The sequence below is a fragment of the Parabacteroides sp. AF17-3 genome (genome assembly GCF_003635445.1).
Lineage (GTDB): Bacteria > Bacteroidota > Bacteroidia > Bacteroidales > Tannerellaceae > Parabacteroides > Parabacteroides goldsteinii.
The window spans coordinates 49,845-64,737 of sequence record NZ_QTMM01000021.1; the positions used below are offsets into that span (position 1 = coordinate 49,845).

General features: G+C 43.5%; 9 protein-coding genes and 1 pseudogene. 4 read left to right on the forward strand and 6 right to left on the reverse strand.

Annotated elements, in window-relative coordinates:
- Nucleotides 1–17: 17 nt before the first annotated feature.
- On the reverse strand, nucleotides 18–4,616 hold the full coding sequence (gene gltB / locus DWW91_RS23555; protein ID WP_122329086.1) for a glutamate synthase large subunit: 4,599 nt from the start codon (nucleotides 4,614–4,616) through the stop codon (nucleotides 18–20).
- A gap of 613 nt (nucleotides 4,617–5,229) precedes the next feature.
- On the opposite strand from gltB, the pseudogene DWW91_RS28210 reads away from it, so the two are divergent.
- Nucleotides 5,230–5,748, forward strand: a pseudogene (locus tag DWW91_RS28210) (GNAT family N-acetyltransferase).
- 28 nt (nucleotides 5,749–5,776) lie between these two features.
- Here DWW91_RS28210 and DWW91_RS23565 read toward each other — a convergent pair.
- The 3 genes from DWW91_RS23565 to DWW91_RS23575 all read right to left on the reverse strand — a co-directional run bounded on the left by DWW91_RS23565 (nucleotide 5,777) and on the right by DWW91_RS23575 (nucleotide 8,761).
- Entirely contained in the window at nucleotides 5,777–7,303 is a 1,527-nt protein-coding gene (locus tag DWW91_RS23565; protein WP_007658395.1) for a sensor histidine kinase KdpD, read from the reverse strand.
- A gap of 101 nt (nucleotides 7,304–7,404) precedes the next feature.
- Complete coding sequence (locus DWW91_RS23570) at nucleotides 7,405–7,860, reverse strand: GNAT family N-acetyltransferase (protein WP_010802640.1); 456 nt, start codon at nucleotides 7,858–7,860, stop codon at nucleotides 7,405–7,407.
- A 10-nt stretch (nucleotides 7,861–7,870) separates the two neighbouring features.
- Nucleotides 7,871–8,761, reverse strand: coding sequence for an MBL fold metallo-hydrolase (locus tag DWW91_RS23575; protein WP_007658391.1), 891 nt, complete (start codon nucleotides 8,759–8,761; stop codon nucleotides 7,871–7,873).
- A 232-nt stretch (nucleotides 8,762–8,993) separates the two neighbouring features.
- Here DWW91_RS23575 and DWW91_RS23585 point away from each other — a divergent pair, with 232 nt between their 5' ends.
- The gene (locus tag DWW91_RS23585) at nucleotides 8,994–9,704 is read left to right on the forward strand and encodes a DUF169 domain-containing protein (RefSeq protein ID WP_010802642.1); all 711 of its coding nucleotides are present in this window, start codon (nucleotides 8,994–8,996) and stop codon (nucleotides 9,702–9,704) included.
- Between the two features lie 154 nt (nucleotides 9,705–9,858).
- Complete coding sequence (locus DWW91_RS23590; RefSeq protein WP_046147433.1) at nucleotides 9,859–10,137, forward strand: hypothetical protein; 279 nt, start codon at nucleotides 9,859–9,861, stop codon at nucleotides 10,135–10,137.
- Nucleotides 10,138–10,227: 90 nt separating this feature from the next.
- Here DWW91_RS23590 and DWW91_RS23595 read toward each other — a convergent pair whose 3' ends face one another.
- Together DWW91_RS23595 and DWW91_RS23600 are read right to left on the reverse strand one after the other, a co-directional pair.
- Nucleotides 10,228–10,923: a hypothetical protein gene (locus DWW91_RS23595; protein ID WP_122329087.1), complete on the reverse strand. Its 696-nt coding sequence runs from the start codon at nucleotides 10,921–10,923 to the stop codon at nucleotides 10,228–10,230.
- Between the two features lie 146 nt (nucleotides 10,924–11,069).
- Complete coding sequence (locus DWW91_RS23600) at nucleotides 11,070–11,615, reverse strand: DNA-3-methyladenine glycosylase I (protein ID WP_122329088.1); 546 nt, start codon at nucleotides 11,613–11,615, stop codon at nucleotides 11,070–11,072.
- 120 nt (nucleotides 11,616–11,735) lie between these two features.
- Here DWW91_RS23600 and DWW91_RS23605 point away from each other — a divergent pair, with 120 nt between their 5' ends.
- On the forward strand, nucleotides 11,736–14,672 hold the full coding sequence (locus DWW91_RS23605) for a DEAD/DEAH box helicase (RefSeq protein WP_122329089.1): 2,937 nt from the start codon (nucleotides 11,736–11,738) through the stop codon (nucleotides 14,670–14,672).
- The last annotated feature ends 221 nt before the right edge of the window (nucleotides 14,673–14,893 follow it).

The following is a 14,893-nucleotide window of genomic DNA, read 5'->3' on the forward strand; positions in this document are numbered from 1 at the left end:
AGAGTGAAAAGTGATATTTAATAATCCCGCTGCATCTCTGCGATCTTTTGTTGCAACTTCTTCATCTGTTCTTCCTGCAATACTTTCTTGTATTCGATCGGGACGATCTGGATGAATTCGTCTACCTGTTTGTCCCAGTTATCCAGCATTTTGCCGGCCAGGTGGCTGCCTGTATAATGATAATGTTTGCGAATCAGTTCATGCAGTTCTTTGCGGGTGGTACTGTCTTCGATCAGGGAAAGTTCGACCATTTCCATATTGCAATAGTAATCGAAATCGCCGGCCTTGTTCCATACATAAGCCACACCGCCGCTCATGCCGGCGGCAAAGTTCCGTCCCGTCCGGCCGAGCACGACGACGCGGCCTCCGGTCATATATTCGCAACAGTGGTCTCCGACACCTTCCACAACGGCGATAGCTCCGCTGTTCCGTACACAGAAGCGTTCGCCGACACGGCCATTGATGTAGACTTCCCCGCTGGTTGCCCCATATAATAATGTATTACCGGCGATGGTATTATCTTCGGCAACGAAGGTGGAACGTACCGGAGGCATCAAGCTGATGCGGCCACCGCTAAGGCCTTTTCCCAGATAGTCGTTCGCTTCTCCTTCCAGGCGGAAATGAACGCCGTGGGCAAGGAAGGCGCCGAAACTCTGTCCGGCTGAGCCTTTGAACTTGATGTTCAGGGTGTGATCCGGCAGGCCGGTATTCCCGTAACGTTTGGCAATCTCGCCGGAAAGCATGGCTCCGACGCTCCGGTCGGTATTGGCGATGGCATAATCCAACGATACTTCCTGCTGGAACTCGATGGCTCCTTTAGCATGAAGAATGATATCCGTATCTTTCACGTTCTCTATTTGATGCACCTGGTTTGTCGTATGATGGATAGGTGTATAAGCCGCCTGCTCCGGGAGGTGTAACAGATGGGAGAAGTCCAGTAAATCATATTTATGGCACGCAGATGACACAGATTTGGGGGATTTATGCAGATTTTTTAAATTTTGATCTGTGGCCATCTGTTCGATCTGCGTCATCTGTGTGCCATGAGTTCGTTTATCAACAATGAGGTCTGTCCGTCCGATAATATCATCCAGCTTGCTGTAACCCATCTCTGCTAAGTGTTCACGAACTTCTTCTGCCAGGAAGGTGAAGAAGTTCACCAGATATTCATGACGCCCGTGGAAACGTTTGCGCAACTCTTCATCCTGTGTCGCCACACCGACCGGGCAGGTATTCATATGGCATTTGCGCATCATCACACACCCCAGTACGATCAGTGCGGAGGTGGCAAAGCCAAACTCTTCGGCTCCCAACAGGGCCATCAGTATGATGTCGCGTCCGGTTTTCAATTGTCCGTCTGTTTGCAGGCGGACCTGTCCGCGGAGGCTGTTCATGACCAATGTCTGTTGTGTTTCCGACAATCCCAGTTCAGGCGGCAGTCCGGCATAACGGATCGAGCTGACCGGCGAAGCACCTGTTCCGCCTTCGGCTCCGGAGATGACGATGCGGTCTGCTTTCGCTTTGGCTACACCTGCCGCGATGGTTCCGACGCCGCTTTCCGAAACCAGCTTGACGCTGATCTCCGCTTTCAGATTGACATTTTTAAGGTCGAAGATCAGTTGTGCCAGATCTTCGATCGAATAAATATCATGGTGAGGAGGAGGAGAGATCAACGAGATGCCCGGAATGGAATGACGTGTCTTTGCAATGATGTCGTTCACCTTGTACCCCGGCAACTGCCCGCCTTCTCCCGGCTTGGCTCCCTGGGCCACTTTGATTTGTATCTCATCTGCATTTACCAGGTATTCCGTTGTTACGCCGAAACGTCCCGATGCCACCTGTTTGATGGAAGAGCGGAGAGATAAACCATCTTCGCGCGGAGTGAACCGGGCAGGATCTTCGCCACCTTCTCCGGTATTGCTCCGGCCGTGTATCTTGTTCATGGCCATCGCCATCGTTTCATGCGCTTCCTTGCTGATCGAACCGAAGCTCATGGCACCGGTAACGAACCGTTTCATGATTTCTTCCGCCGGTTCCACCTGTTCGATCGGGATGGATTTTTGTTTCCTGAAAGTCAGGAAGTCACGGAGGAAGATGGGAGATTCCTTTTCGTCCACCATTCGCGAATATTCCTTGAATTTCTTGTAACTTCCCAAACGGGTTGCCAGTTGCAGGGTAGAGATGGTTTCCGGGTTCCAGGCATGTTTCTCACCATCTTTCCGGAAACTGTAAATACCTTTGTGTTCCAACATGCCGTCTACCGGTTGGTCGAATGCCTGGTGGTGCATAGCGATCGAATCGCGTGCAATCTCGTCCAGGCGGATGCCACCGACGTTGCTGGTCGTACCGCCGAAATAAGTGCGTGCCAGTTCCGCATCCAGGCCGACTGCTTCGAACAATTTGGCTCCCCGGTAACTGCGGATAGTACTGATCCCCATTTTGCTCATGACTTTAAACAGTCCTTTACAGATGGATTTTACATAATTCTTACGGGCCGTTTCATAGTTTAATTGTATTTCATGTTTGTCTTCCAGTTCTTTCAGGATGGCAAAGACCATATAAGGATTGATGGCGCTCGCCCCGTATCCCAACAACAATGCGGCATGCATTACTTCACGCATCTCACCCGTTTCAACAACCAGGGCTGTTTGTACCCGTTTCTGTACGGAGATCAGATGGTGATGAACTGCGCTGACGGCGAGGAGGGAAGGGATCGGTGCCAGCTTTTCATCGACATTTTTATCACTCAGGATGATGTAATTCACTCCATCGGTAACGGATTGTTCCGCTTTTTTGCATAGTTCGTCGAGGGCCGACTTCAGACCTTCACGTCCTTTGGCTGCTTCAAACAGCATCGGGAGTTTGACGGCGTTGAAACCTTTGTACCGGATATTGCACAGCAAGTCCAGTTGTGTGTTGGTCAGGATCGGATGATTCAACCGTACCATCTTGCAATGGCTTTCGCTAGGCACCAAAATATTGTTACCTACCGCGCCGATATATTCTTCCAGGCTCATCACCAGTTCTTCGCGGATCGGGTCGATCGGCGGATTAGTCACTTGTGCGAACTGCTGGCGGAAATAGTTGTATAATAACTGCGGACGGTCGGAGAGGACAGCCAACGGTGTGTCGTTACCCATGGAACCGACGGGTTCGGCGCCTCCGGTGCACATCGGGACGATGATCTTTTCTATGTCTTCACGACTGTAACCGAAAGTACGCAGTAATTTGTCGTAGTTGTCTACCGTATGCGGAACTTTGCGTCCGGATTTCAGTTCGTCCAGTTCCACGCGGTTATTTGCCAGCCATGTCTTATACGGTTTGGCTTCAGCAAGTTGTTTTTTTAGTTCGCCGTCATAATAGATTTCCCCTTTTTCTGTATCGACCATTAATATTTTTCCCGGTTGCAGGCGTCCCTTTTCTTTGATCTCATTCGCTTCAAAATCCATAACGCCGACCTCGGAAGCTACCAGCATCATATCGTTTTTAGTGATCAGATAACGAGCCGGACGTAGACCGTTGCGGTCGAGCATTCCGCCGGCAAACCGTCCGTCGCTGAAGAGCAGGGCTGCCGGACCGTCCCAGGGCTCCATCAATATGGAATGATATTCATAGAACGCTTTCAGGTCTTCCGATATCGGATTCTTTTCATTCGAACTTTCGGGAACGAGCATCGCCATGGCATGCGGCAGGCTCAACCCTGATGCCACCAGAAACTCCAGCACATTATCCAGCGAAGCGCTATCGCTCATCCCCGGCTGAATGATCGGACGGATACTCTCAATGTTGCCGATGGTAGGAGAGGTGAGTACGCTTTCACGCGCTTCCATCCATCCCCGATTCCCGCGGATCGTATTGATCTCTCCGTTATGAGCCAGCAGGCGGAAAGGTTGTGCCAGGCTCCAGGTCGGAAATGTGTTCGTACTGAAGCGGGAGTGAACCAATGCCAACCCGCTTGTAAAGTAGTTATTTGTCAGGTCAGGGAAGTAATGACGGAGCTGCATGGATTCCAGCATTCCTTTATATACAATATTCCTGGTAGATAAAGACGCTACATAGAAGTCATTCTTTGCCGCCAGGTCAGAAGCTGCTACCTTGTTTTCTATGCGTTTACGTATCACGTACAACTTCAATTCCAGTTCCTGCTGATTATCGCAACCGGTGACAAAAATTTGTTTGATATCCGGTTCTGTTGCCAGTGCGTCTTTTCCCAGTATGTCACTGTTCACAGGAACTTTCCGCAGATGCATCAGGGTAAGACCTTCCTTTTCAATCTCCTCGATCATAATACTGAGGATGGCAGAGCGTTGTGCTTCGTCTTTGGGAAGAAAGACCAGACCTGTCCCGTATTTTCCCTTTTCAGGAACGGGAATCCCTTGCAACAAAATAAATTCGTGAGGGATCTGAAGTAAGATACCAGCACCGTCACCAGTCTTGTTGTCGGCACCTTCTGCACCCCGGTGACGCATATTTTCCAATACTTTAAGGGCTGACTCTACAATGTCGTGCGACTTTCCTCCGTGAATGTTAACTAACATTCCGACTCCACACGCGTCGTGTTCATTCGCAGGATCGTATAATCCTTGCTTTCTGTTCAAATAGATCTGTTCTTTCATTGTTTGTTGACCTTATGTTTGCTTAATACCTATTTTGTTGTCAAATTGTTCGACAAATATAGTTTGTTTCTTGCATAATGATATGTACGCCTGTGTTAAATACTGACGTTTTTTTTGTTTATTAGAGCGGTTGGTTTCTATTTGACATGATAGTAGCTGTTTTAATGTTAATATGAAATCAATGGACGGTTGTTTGGTTGTAAAATGAAAGGAGCTGTTTCTTTTAATAGTTTGAAATAACTATCATTTTGATAATGTAAACCCTGTATTTTGTTTATCTTTGTTAGAAATAAAATGAAATCTTTGTATGATTGATATTATTTACAATGGGAGAGTTCCGGCTTGCGGTGTCTTTTGTGGAGGCTGCCCAAACTATACGCGGATAAAGAAACCTTGCAAGGGTGCCGAATATTCAGATAAATGTGAACGGTGCAAAACATTTCATTTGTGTTGTAAGGAAAAAGGTATTACCCATTGTTTCCAATGCCGAATTTTTCCATGCAGTAAATTTAAGTCATTTACCAAACGATGGCTCAAATATGGACAGAACTTTATTGAAAACCAACGTCTTCTTGCATTAGGTACTGATGTTTTTCTTGATAACTATAATCGTATGATCCATTTTGAAACGGAAAGACTGGTAATAAAGGAAATTACCATAGAAGAGGAACTGAAGGCTCTTTTAGCTATCTATACTCAGGAAGAAAATATGAAATACATCCAGTCCGGCAGGTATGACTGGACTTTGCAGGAATTAAAAGCTCGTTATAAGGCAACGAATGAAACTGGATACCCGGAAGGATATGGTGTGTTTGTTGTTAAGATGAGGGGAGAAAACAATATTATAGGTGAAGCCGGACTGTTCAACTCATTTTCAGATCCTGGGAAAATGGAGATTGGTTACATTATCGATCAAGCGTATTGGAATAAAGGATATGGAACGGAAGTATGTTAGGGTTTGATCGACTATGCTTTTAGCCGATTGGGTTGTACGGAACTTATTGCCCGTATGTACGATCAGAATATGGCATCCGTCAGGGTTTGTGAGAAGCTGGGTTTTGAATATCTTCTTACGGGGGAGGCGGCAAATAAAAAAGTCTTCCGGGAATACCGGAAGACTTTTATTAAATGAGTTTTTCGTAAATAGTGAACAGTTTCCTTTATATCTGTAATACCAGAATAAACCGGCATCCCTTTTTATAATCCATATCAATTGAAAGGCTGCCGTTCAGTTTGTTGGCGATCAGGGCACAGATAGGCAAACCTAGTCCGTCTCCTTCTGCCAAATCTTTGACTTCGCTGAATGGTTTGAAGAGGTTTTCTTTTAATTCGTCGGGAATACCTGTTCCGTTATCTGTAACGATGATGTGGCAAAGGTGTGCTCCCTTTCTCTTGAATTCCAGCCATATTTTACCGGAAGTCGTATGTGAAGCTGCATTATTCAACAGATGTAATAAAATACGTTCCAGTTGTTCTGCGTTTGTTTTTACTTCCAGTTGAGGGGCATCGACAATTACTTCTACATCCGGATGGATTTTATCTTTTACCTTATCCATCGTTTTTTTGCAGAAACTACCCATATTGAACGATTGTACTTCGTAGGGTTCCATTAAAGAACTTTCAAGAGAAGATAATTCCTGGATGTTTACACTGAATTGCTTCAAGGCATTTACACGTGTCAGGATTGCTTCGGCCCGCAATTCTTCTGCCGATACATTGAGCTTATCGAGAGTCGGCTTCATTTGCTCCGATATGCTTTGGATAAATTTGGTTTGCTGTTCGCTGTGCTCGTTGGTTGTCTGGATGATGTTTTTCAGCTTTTTGTTGAGCACAATGAAGCGTAATAACAGGAATGCTACGAAAAGCAATCCAGCGATAAGAATGACAACCAGTGTGCAAAGACCTACTATCATGTATTGTTTGCCTGATAGTTTGTCATCTTTTTCCTGTATGGTTTTCAGGCTGTCGTCATACTTTAACTGCAATGCTCCCAGTTCATCCTGTGCATTAAGCGCTTTAACGGAATCGGTCCAGACGATATATTTTTCGTAAGTACGTTCCATTAACGGGGCGTTATTGGCTGAGCGGGCTATTGTGATCAGGTGCTTGTAACATTCGCTTACCTTGTCGTACTCTTTTTTATCCTTATATTGGTTGATGAGTTTGCTGAAGCTGGCATCTCCCTGTTCGTTTTGTCCGAATGTATAATAATAACTTGCCTGGGTATATAAAAAGTCTTCGGCGAGTTTTTCGCTGCCTGCCTGGCTTACCAGATTATCCAACGTGTTGAGTTGAAGCTGTGCCTGTGCCGCGTTTTTGAGTTTTATGTACATCTGCAACCGTTCTTTTGTCAATTGGAAACGTTGGTCGTAGAAGGTCTTTTGCGCTTTCTGTTCTTCGGTTAAAAGAAACTGCGTCATTTGCCTGCAAAGCTCGAATGCTTCCTGATAATAGTTTTCGCGATAGTACAGGTACGTCGCTTTTGTTCCGCAATCGATGGCTTGTGTATAGTCTCCTTCGTTCGAGAAGGCTTTGTAAGCTTGCAGAAAAAGATAACGGGCTTTGGTAAAGTCCTTTTGTTCCAGGCTACTTTGAGCCTGTTTCATGTAATTATTTGCTTTGTTTTCCGCATGGAGAGACATGCAGAAGCAAATCGCGAGGGTGATGATAAAATACGTGCTTCTCATAAACATAATTTTTTATTAGAAGCAAATATATGTATTTATTCAAAATCAAAGCATGACTTATGCTGAAAAAGTTTCAGTATAATCATTGTTATTCGGTAGAATTATGTTTTTACCTCTATTTCATAGATGCGTGATTCGTCTTCCCAAGGATGGTAACCTTGACCTATATATTTGAATCCCAGCTTTTCATAGAATCCGATATGTTCCGTACTGAGGTATAATCTGCTAAAACCGGCTTTAATCGTATCTTCTTTGGCTTTCTCCAATAAAAGCGTACTGTAAAAATGTCCCCGGTGGTTTTCATCTATATATACGGCACAAACCCACGGATACAAATCCATCCGGCTGATAAAATCATTGGTGATCAGCCCGGCGCAACCAATTATTTCATTATCCTTTTCCAATAGATACCATTGAGGAAGTGGATTCGGAGAATCTATACTGTGATTAATAGAATCTTCATAGAGCACAGGGTATACGGAAGGCCATTTGCTTTGAAAATAGTTGATAGCGATATCTTTATAGGTCGGATTCTCTCGTATTGATATAATTTTCATGATGTTGAATTTAATTTGATGATTGAATATTTTTCCATTGGAGCATGTTATTCTCAAAACTGACGGATAATTTACCGAGATCTTTGAGCCAGGAAAGATAGGAACGGATAGTACTACCTACCAGTACGTATTGTTCAAAGTTCATAGATAATTCGTATTTGTCGAAAAGCATCTGAAGGATGTTTTCGCTATTTTGAGGGGTGGAGCAGATTTCGAGTAGGGTATCGGTAATCTCGTAGATCTTGTTTCGGTTGATGGCAACCAGCCCTTTGATGTCTGCCGTCATTTCCGCATGTGAAGGAACAAAACAGGCCGCCTCGATTTTTTCAACGAAATCAAGTGTTTCCAGATATTGGGCTACATTATAAATGAAAGAAACCTGATATTTGTTGAGGGTATTTTCACTACTGATACAGTCTGCCAGAAAAACAGTATCATCCGGAGTACGGAATCCCGCCATATCAAAAAAATGACCGGGCAGGGGAATGACTTCCAGCTCTTGGGGAAAATCCTTGTCCGAAAAAGGTAATGTCTGACTTTCTTTAGCCATCAGAAACTTGTTACGTAAGTCCTTACAAGGGTATCCTCCATATAAAAACGATGGCTCCAGTATCGGATATTGTGTAAAAGCAGCCTCTATTCCATTTGCAAAGACAGGGCAGCCGACTTGTTGTTGCAAATAGGCATTCCCTCCGATATGGTCAGCATTGGAATGGGTATTGACAATTCCTTTTATCGTCCAGTTTTGTTGTGCGGCAATTTTAATGATTTTCTTGGCGGCTTCTTTGTCGTTGCCACTGTCGATCAGATAAATATCTGTCGCATTTTGCCGATAGATGCCGATTTTCGCCGGAGAATTTATGTAGTAGCTTTTTTCGCCAACTTGCTGAAGTTCGTACATGGCTGTAGTCTTTAGATTGATATTGAAAATAACAGTTCAAATATACTATTATTCTAATGAAAATTGAACTCTTCTGTTTAATTCCTGCTTTTTCATCCGGATGATAAGAACTGTATCTTTAATGGATGCCAGTAATGTGAATATAGCTATCGACCAGATTGTTTTGATATTTGCAGTCATAACATATAGAATCTTTTCGTATATTTGACAAAACCAATAAATCATCTGTATCATGGGCATACAAGTATTTCTCAATAACTATCGCGAAGCCTTCGGAGATAAAGTCGATCTTCCTATTGTCTTTTGGTATTCGGAGCAACCGGTAACCCCGGTCGATAAAATCGGAGGATGTTTATTCAAATGCATGAAAGAGGTCAGAGCCGGACAAACGGTTAGTTTGAGTGTGGAAACTATCGGTTGTGGTGGCGGAAAATTCTATACGGGTTTTACGGAGATGCCTGAACGGATTCCCGGATTTGTGTCTTTAAAAGAAAAATATAAACAAACACCCGAAGGTGTTTCTGAGTTTTTGGAAGAGTTGCAGGTTCCGAGAGCAAAGATGGATTATCTGAATTTTGCCCGAATGGATAAAGTCGAGAACTTTGACAATCTGGAAGGTATCCTGTTTTTGGCGACACCCGATATGCTTTCCGGTTTGGCAACCTGGGCCTTTTTCGATAATAATTCAGAGGATGCCGTTACCTCTCTATTCGGTTCTGGTTGTTGCTCTGTAGTCACACAAGCCGTTATTGAGAATGCGAGAGGAGGAAAACGTACCTTCATCGGGTTTTTCGATCCTTCTGTACGCCCTTATTTTGAACCGGATATTTTAAGTTTTATGATACCGATGTCCCGATTTAAAGAAATGTATGATACGATGCGGAGTAGCTGTCTGTTCGACACACATGCCTGGGGAAAAATCAAGGAGAGAATGAAGTCATAAATGATTTGATTATTACTGTCCACCTGTTGCTTTCCGGCAAATAAGGGATAATTGATAATCTTAAAGGCAATATTGCCAATAATATTGAAGTCTGATATATAGATCTTTGCAAAAAGGAATAAATCTAATAAGTAAGAATAAAAAAAGACTCTGTATGAAAAAGATTATTGTATGCGTAATGATGCTGGTAGCAACCGGAGCAATAACATTTGTTAATGCACAAAGTGACAAGAAAGACCGGAAATGTACAAAGACTGAACAGTGTGGAAAGAAGTGTGATAAGAAATGTAAGGAAAAATGTGACAAAAAGTGCGATAAGTCCATGATGTCAGCTTGTAAAGATGAATGTGGCAAGGCTGACAGTAAAGGGTGCAAAGCAGAAAAATGCAATTGTAAGAAAGATCAGAAAGAAACAACACCAAAGAAAATGTAAAAAGTCAAGTTTTGACTTTAAAAAGAGATCGCTTCAAAAGAAGAATGAGGCGATCTTTTTTATTTCATCCCTTTTTCTATTTGGGGAATATTAAAACTCCCTGTGCAAACTCTGCTTGCCATAGCGTTCAGCTCCCCAGAATTGGTTTCTGTCACGAAGGTAATCGGGTGAGTTGGCAACTTCTTGTCTTATGAATGAGATCTCATCGTCTGTGCTTGCTTGATCGTTATACAACATTGTTCGTGATACAAAAGTCTTAGCTTTTAAAGCGGTTCTGTCATCTGTATGTTCTCCGAAAATGATGCCTTGATTATAATATCCGATGAAATTGTTTTTGGCAGGGGAGAAATCGTAGGAAGGTATCGAATTATTTACAAAGAAATGTTCAATTCTTTTTCCGGTATCTGTAATATTATAATTTTGTGGAATAATGTATCTCTCATGATATCGCCTGAAAAAATGGGGAGTATAATTTATGACGAAGAATGACTTGTCTGTAATAGGTTGCATATAAACAACTCCCATACCATATGACTGATATTTAGCGAAAGGAACAACTGCTGGTTCATTGACATATTTCTTTTCCCTGACAAGTAAAATAACCGTCCATTCGTTATTAGTTACATAAGATTTCCAGTTAATTACTTTATAGACAGGAAAAGTTTTAGATTTCAAAAAGAAACGACGTGTTTCATCTTGAAAATGATATATACGGCGAAAAAGAGGATCGTAATCTTTTCCAACCTCTTTTTGCATTTCAGTCAAAGTCATTGTATCGGTAAACATAAAGCTATGATTTAGGTTCAACATTATATGCAAATGTAATAATAAACATTGCTTGAAAATCAAAAGAAGATTAGTATTTTGTTATTTGAATTGTATCTTCTTGATTTTCAGACAAGAAGTAAATAAAGAACGATAATCACTGTGTCTTATCTATTCCATGCCGGTCTCTCCTTCAATATTTTCTGATATATGGGACAATCAGGCGTATGCGCCCCTTCGAGATAGCCTGTGCTTAGCAGAAATTCATTGACGATCTCCCCACCAGTAAATTTGAATGTTTTCTTGAATAGTTTAGTCCATTCATCCTTGGTTTTAGGGTGATGGTGATCCAGCCAGTTTTTAAATGAACCGTATTCATTTTTCAGTTCCATAATGGCCTGTGCATTGTGGATGGCGGCTTTTACTTTTAGTCTGTTCCGAATGATACCGGGATCGGCTAAAAGCCTGGCTTCGTCTGTTTCCGTATAGTTTGCGATGGTTTCGATATTGAAATTATCATAGGCTGTACGAAAAGCGGTTTCTTTTTTGAGTATGGTCGACCAGCTTAAACCTGCCTGATTGATTTCCAGAAGGAGCCTGCCGAATAATTCATTATCATCTTCGATAGGGAAACCATATTTTTCATCGTGATATGTCTTGTTAAGATCAATAGCCCAACCAGTAGTGGTCTTTATGTATTCGCAGTATGGCATAATAATTTTGTTTGTATTGATTATGGCTGATAAAGATAATCAAATATCTTTGGTTCGAACTATAGGTATGATTATTTGTTTTTCTTGTAACTTTGTAGTTTTAATAAAAAAGAACCGTTGATGTCCACGAACCATATATTAATCATTGCATTAAGTAACCATCCTGTTTTGGGACCTTTACTTATTCCTTATTTTGCCAAAGCTGTGTCTCAGGATGTGATCAGTGTGGAGGAACAGGCTACCCATGCGGGAAACGATACGGAGTTGTCTGAGATGGAGAAGCGGGTAATTGCTATTGCGCAAAGTTATTCCGAAAAGAACCTGATGCAGGTATATTCCAGGCAACAGACGGTGGCCGGCTTTTTGAGTTCGGTGACGGCGGAGATGTTGAAGAAGCAACTCCGTCCTTTCATTGATAAGAAAATAAGGGAGATGGTCCGGTTGATGCAGGCGAATCATTTGCCGGTATATATGAAAGAACCCGGTGTGAAACTGCTTTATGAACATGACCGGATGCGTTTTTCTGGGAATATTGCGGAGATCTCTTTCCGCTTTGAGATAACAGATCATTTTTTCCGTTATTCAGCTGTCTGTCGTATGGATGGAGAAGAGATCCCTTTACAGAAAAAGAGAAAGTTTATGGTTTTGTCTTCAAAACCGGCTATCCTTTTGTTGGATGATCGGCTCTTAGTTTTCAAGCGGATTGAGGCTTCGAAAGTTACACCGTTTCTGACCCGGAAATATGTGGAAGTGCCGCTGGCAGATGCTGAAAAGTATCTGGAGATGGTTGCGCTTCCCCTGATTTGCGATTATCCTGCCACCTCTTCCGGCTTCGATCTTATTCACGAAAGGAGAACTTGTATCCCTGAATTGTCTGTGGAGCGGTCTATTAATGACGAGCCGGCACTTCAGTTGCGTTTCCGGTATGGAGACCGTTATTTCTCGCCGGGAAAGAAAAGCCAGCTGACTTATCCCTGGTTGGAAAAGGTCGACGGAAAACCTGTCATCTATTATTATACACGTGATTTGGAGTTGGAACAAATCTATATCAACTTACTGGAGAAATGGGGCTTCAAACAGATAACGGATGTTCAGTTTGTCAGGGTTGTCGAAACAGGCGGTTATACGTTTATCGACTGGCTGCAACAACATAAGGCAGAGTTGGAGTCTTGCTTTTCTTTTGTGAAGACGGACACGTCTCTCCGGTATTATCTGGGAGAGATTTCGCTGACACAGGAGATTTCTCCTTCTCCCGACTGGTTCGATATCCGCATTACGGTGCGTATGGGGGATTTTCTGTTCCCTTTTATTCGTTTCAGGAAGCATATTCTGGAAGGAAAAAGGGAGTTTGTGCTGCCGGACGGACAGGTCGCCTTACTTCCTGAAGACTGGTTCGAGAAATATAGCGATCTGTTTACTTTCGGTGATGACAGACCGGAAGAGATCAGGGTTCGTAAAATGCATCTGGGAGTTGTTTCCGCGTTGGAACAGGAGGATACTGTTTCGAATGTGTATGTACAGAAAGAATCGGTTGTTGTTCCTCCGAAGATAAAGACTGTTTTGCGTCCGTATCAGCAGGACGGTTTTTCCTGGCTGGTCCATCTGGCAGCCAACGGCTTTGGTGCTTGCCTGGCGGATGATATGGGGTTGGGAAAAACGTTGCAGACGATTACGCTGTTGCAACATATCTATGATCCGGAAGAACCGAAAGCAGTTGTGTTATCTTCTCCTGCTCCGCAAAATATAACAGTTGATAGCAGCGGACAGTTTTCCTTTTTCGGAATGGATATGCCCGGTGAGATACCGTATGAAGAGGTGAAAAAGGAGAAGGAGGAAACGACGGTTCCCGCTTCGTTAGTCGTTGTGCCGACCTCTTTGTTGCCGAACTGGAAACGGGAGATCCGGAAGTTCAGCACATTGAGCGTTTATACTTATATGGGAGATCAAAAGAGGAAAGAACCGTGGAAGAGTTTCGACCGGTATAATATTGTATTGGTTACTTACGGGCTTCTCCGGAGGGATATCGAACTGTTGGAGAAATATCGCTTTACGTATGTGATACTGGATGAAAGCCAGAATATAAAGAACCCGGCTTCCATGACATACCATTCGGTTGTCCGCCTGCAATGTGAGCATCGCCTGGTGCTGACCGGGACGCCGATTGAAAACTCGCTGAAAGATCTGTGGGCGCAATTCAACTTCATTAATCCCGGTCTGCTGGGTTCTGCGGACGGATTCCGGAAACATTTTATCCATCCGATAACAAAGGAAGGAAACGATAATGCCCGCAAACGCTTGCAACAGATTATCCGTCCGTTCTTTCTGAGGCGCACCAAGCAACAGGTGGCTCCCGAACTTCCCCCGTTGACGGAAGAGGTGGTTTATTGTGAAATGACACCGGAACAACGGGAGGTTTACCAGAAAGAGAAGAATGCGCTGCGGAATACGATTTTGCAGGAGCGCCATAAGAACTCATTTGTCGCATTGAACGGTATAACCCGTTTACGCCAGTTGGCGAATCATCCGCACATGGTTTTAGCGGACTATGAAGGCGGTTCGGGGAAGATGGAGCAGGTGCTGGATGCTTTTGAAACACTGGTTAGTGAAGGGCATAAGGTGCTGATATTCTCGTCTTTCGTCACACATCTGAAACTGTTGGCGGATGCCTTCACCGAGCGTGAATGGCTATATGCGATGTTAACGGGAAGTACCCTCGACCGTGAGAGCGAAATTACCCGTTTCTCTACCCGCAATGATGTTTCCGCCTTTTTCATTTCCCTGAAAGCCGGTGGGGTAGGACTAAACCTGACGGATGCCGATTATGTTTTCATCCTCGATCCCTGGTGGAATCCGGCAGCCGAGTTGCAGGCGGAAAGCCGTGCTCATCGTATCGGACAGGAAAAGCAAGTCTTTGTCTACCGCTTTATTACTGCCGACACGATCGAGGAGAAGATACGCAACCTCCAGGAATCCAAGAGCGAACTGGCTGAAACATTCATCTCGGAAAACAATCCGCTGAAGTCACTGACGGATAAAGAGTGGGAAGATTTGTTGTAACTTTTCGCTTTTTCACACGTAATTGAATGGAAAACGGTATATTTGTAGACATGAAGTTACGAAAAGAGTGTATTTTATTGGAAAAGAGCGTATGTTAATCGCTTATGATAGTAATAGGTTACGATTTAGTTAGTTATCTGCTGCATTATTCGTCTGCGCGTTGCGTAACCTTCAAAGAACTCTTCGTATGCAAAAGTAACAATAAAACGGGAGATTTTGAT

What these genes read in the sequence shown, in the direction of transcription:
- DWW91_RS23585 (WP_010802642.1), top strand. Translation starts at nt 8,994, where the DNA reads ATGGGCATACAAGTATTTCTCAATAACTATCGCGAAGCCTTCGGAGAT.
- DWW91_RS23575 (WP_007658391.1), bottom strand. Translation starts at nt 8,761, where the DNA reads ATGTACGAACTTCAGCAAGTTGGCGAAAAAAGCTACTACATAAATTCT.
- DWW91_RS23605 (WP_122329089.1), top strand. Translation starts at nt 11,736, where the DNA reads ATGTCCACGAACCATATATTAATCATTGCATTAAGTAACCATCCTGTT.
- gltB (WP_122329086.1), bottom strand. Translation starts at nt 4,616, where the DNA reads ATGAAAGAACAGATCTATTTGAACAGAAAGCAAGGATTATACGATCCT.
- DWW91_RS23565 (WP_007658395.1), bottom strand. Translation starts at nt 7,303, where the DNA reads ATGAGAAGCACGTATTTTATCATCACCCTCGCGATTTGCTTCTGCATG.
- DWW91_RS23595 (WP_122329087.1), bottom strand. Translation starts at nt 10,923, where the DNA reads ATGTTTACCGATACAATGACTTTGACTGAAATGCAAAAAGAGGTTGGA.
- DWW91_RS23590 (WP_046147433.1), top strand. Translation starts at nt 9,859, where the DNA reads ATGAAAAAGATTATTGTATGCGTAATGATGCTGGTAGCAACCGGAGCA.
- DWW91_RS23600 (WP_122329088.1), bottom strand. Translation starts at nt 11,615, where the DNA reads ATGCCATACTGCGAATACATAAAGACCACTACTGGTTGGGCTATTGAT.
- DWW91_RS23570 (WP_010802640.1), bottom strand. Translation starts at nt 7,860, where the DNA reads ATGAAAATTATATCAATACGAGAGAATCCGACCTATAAAGATATCGCT.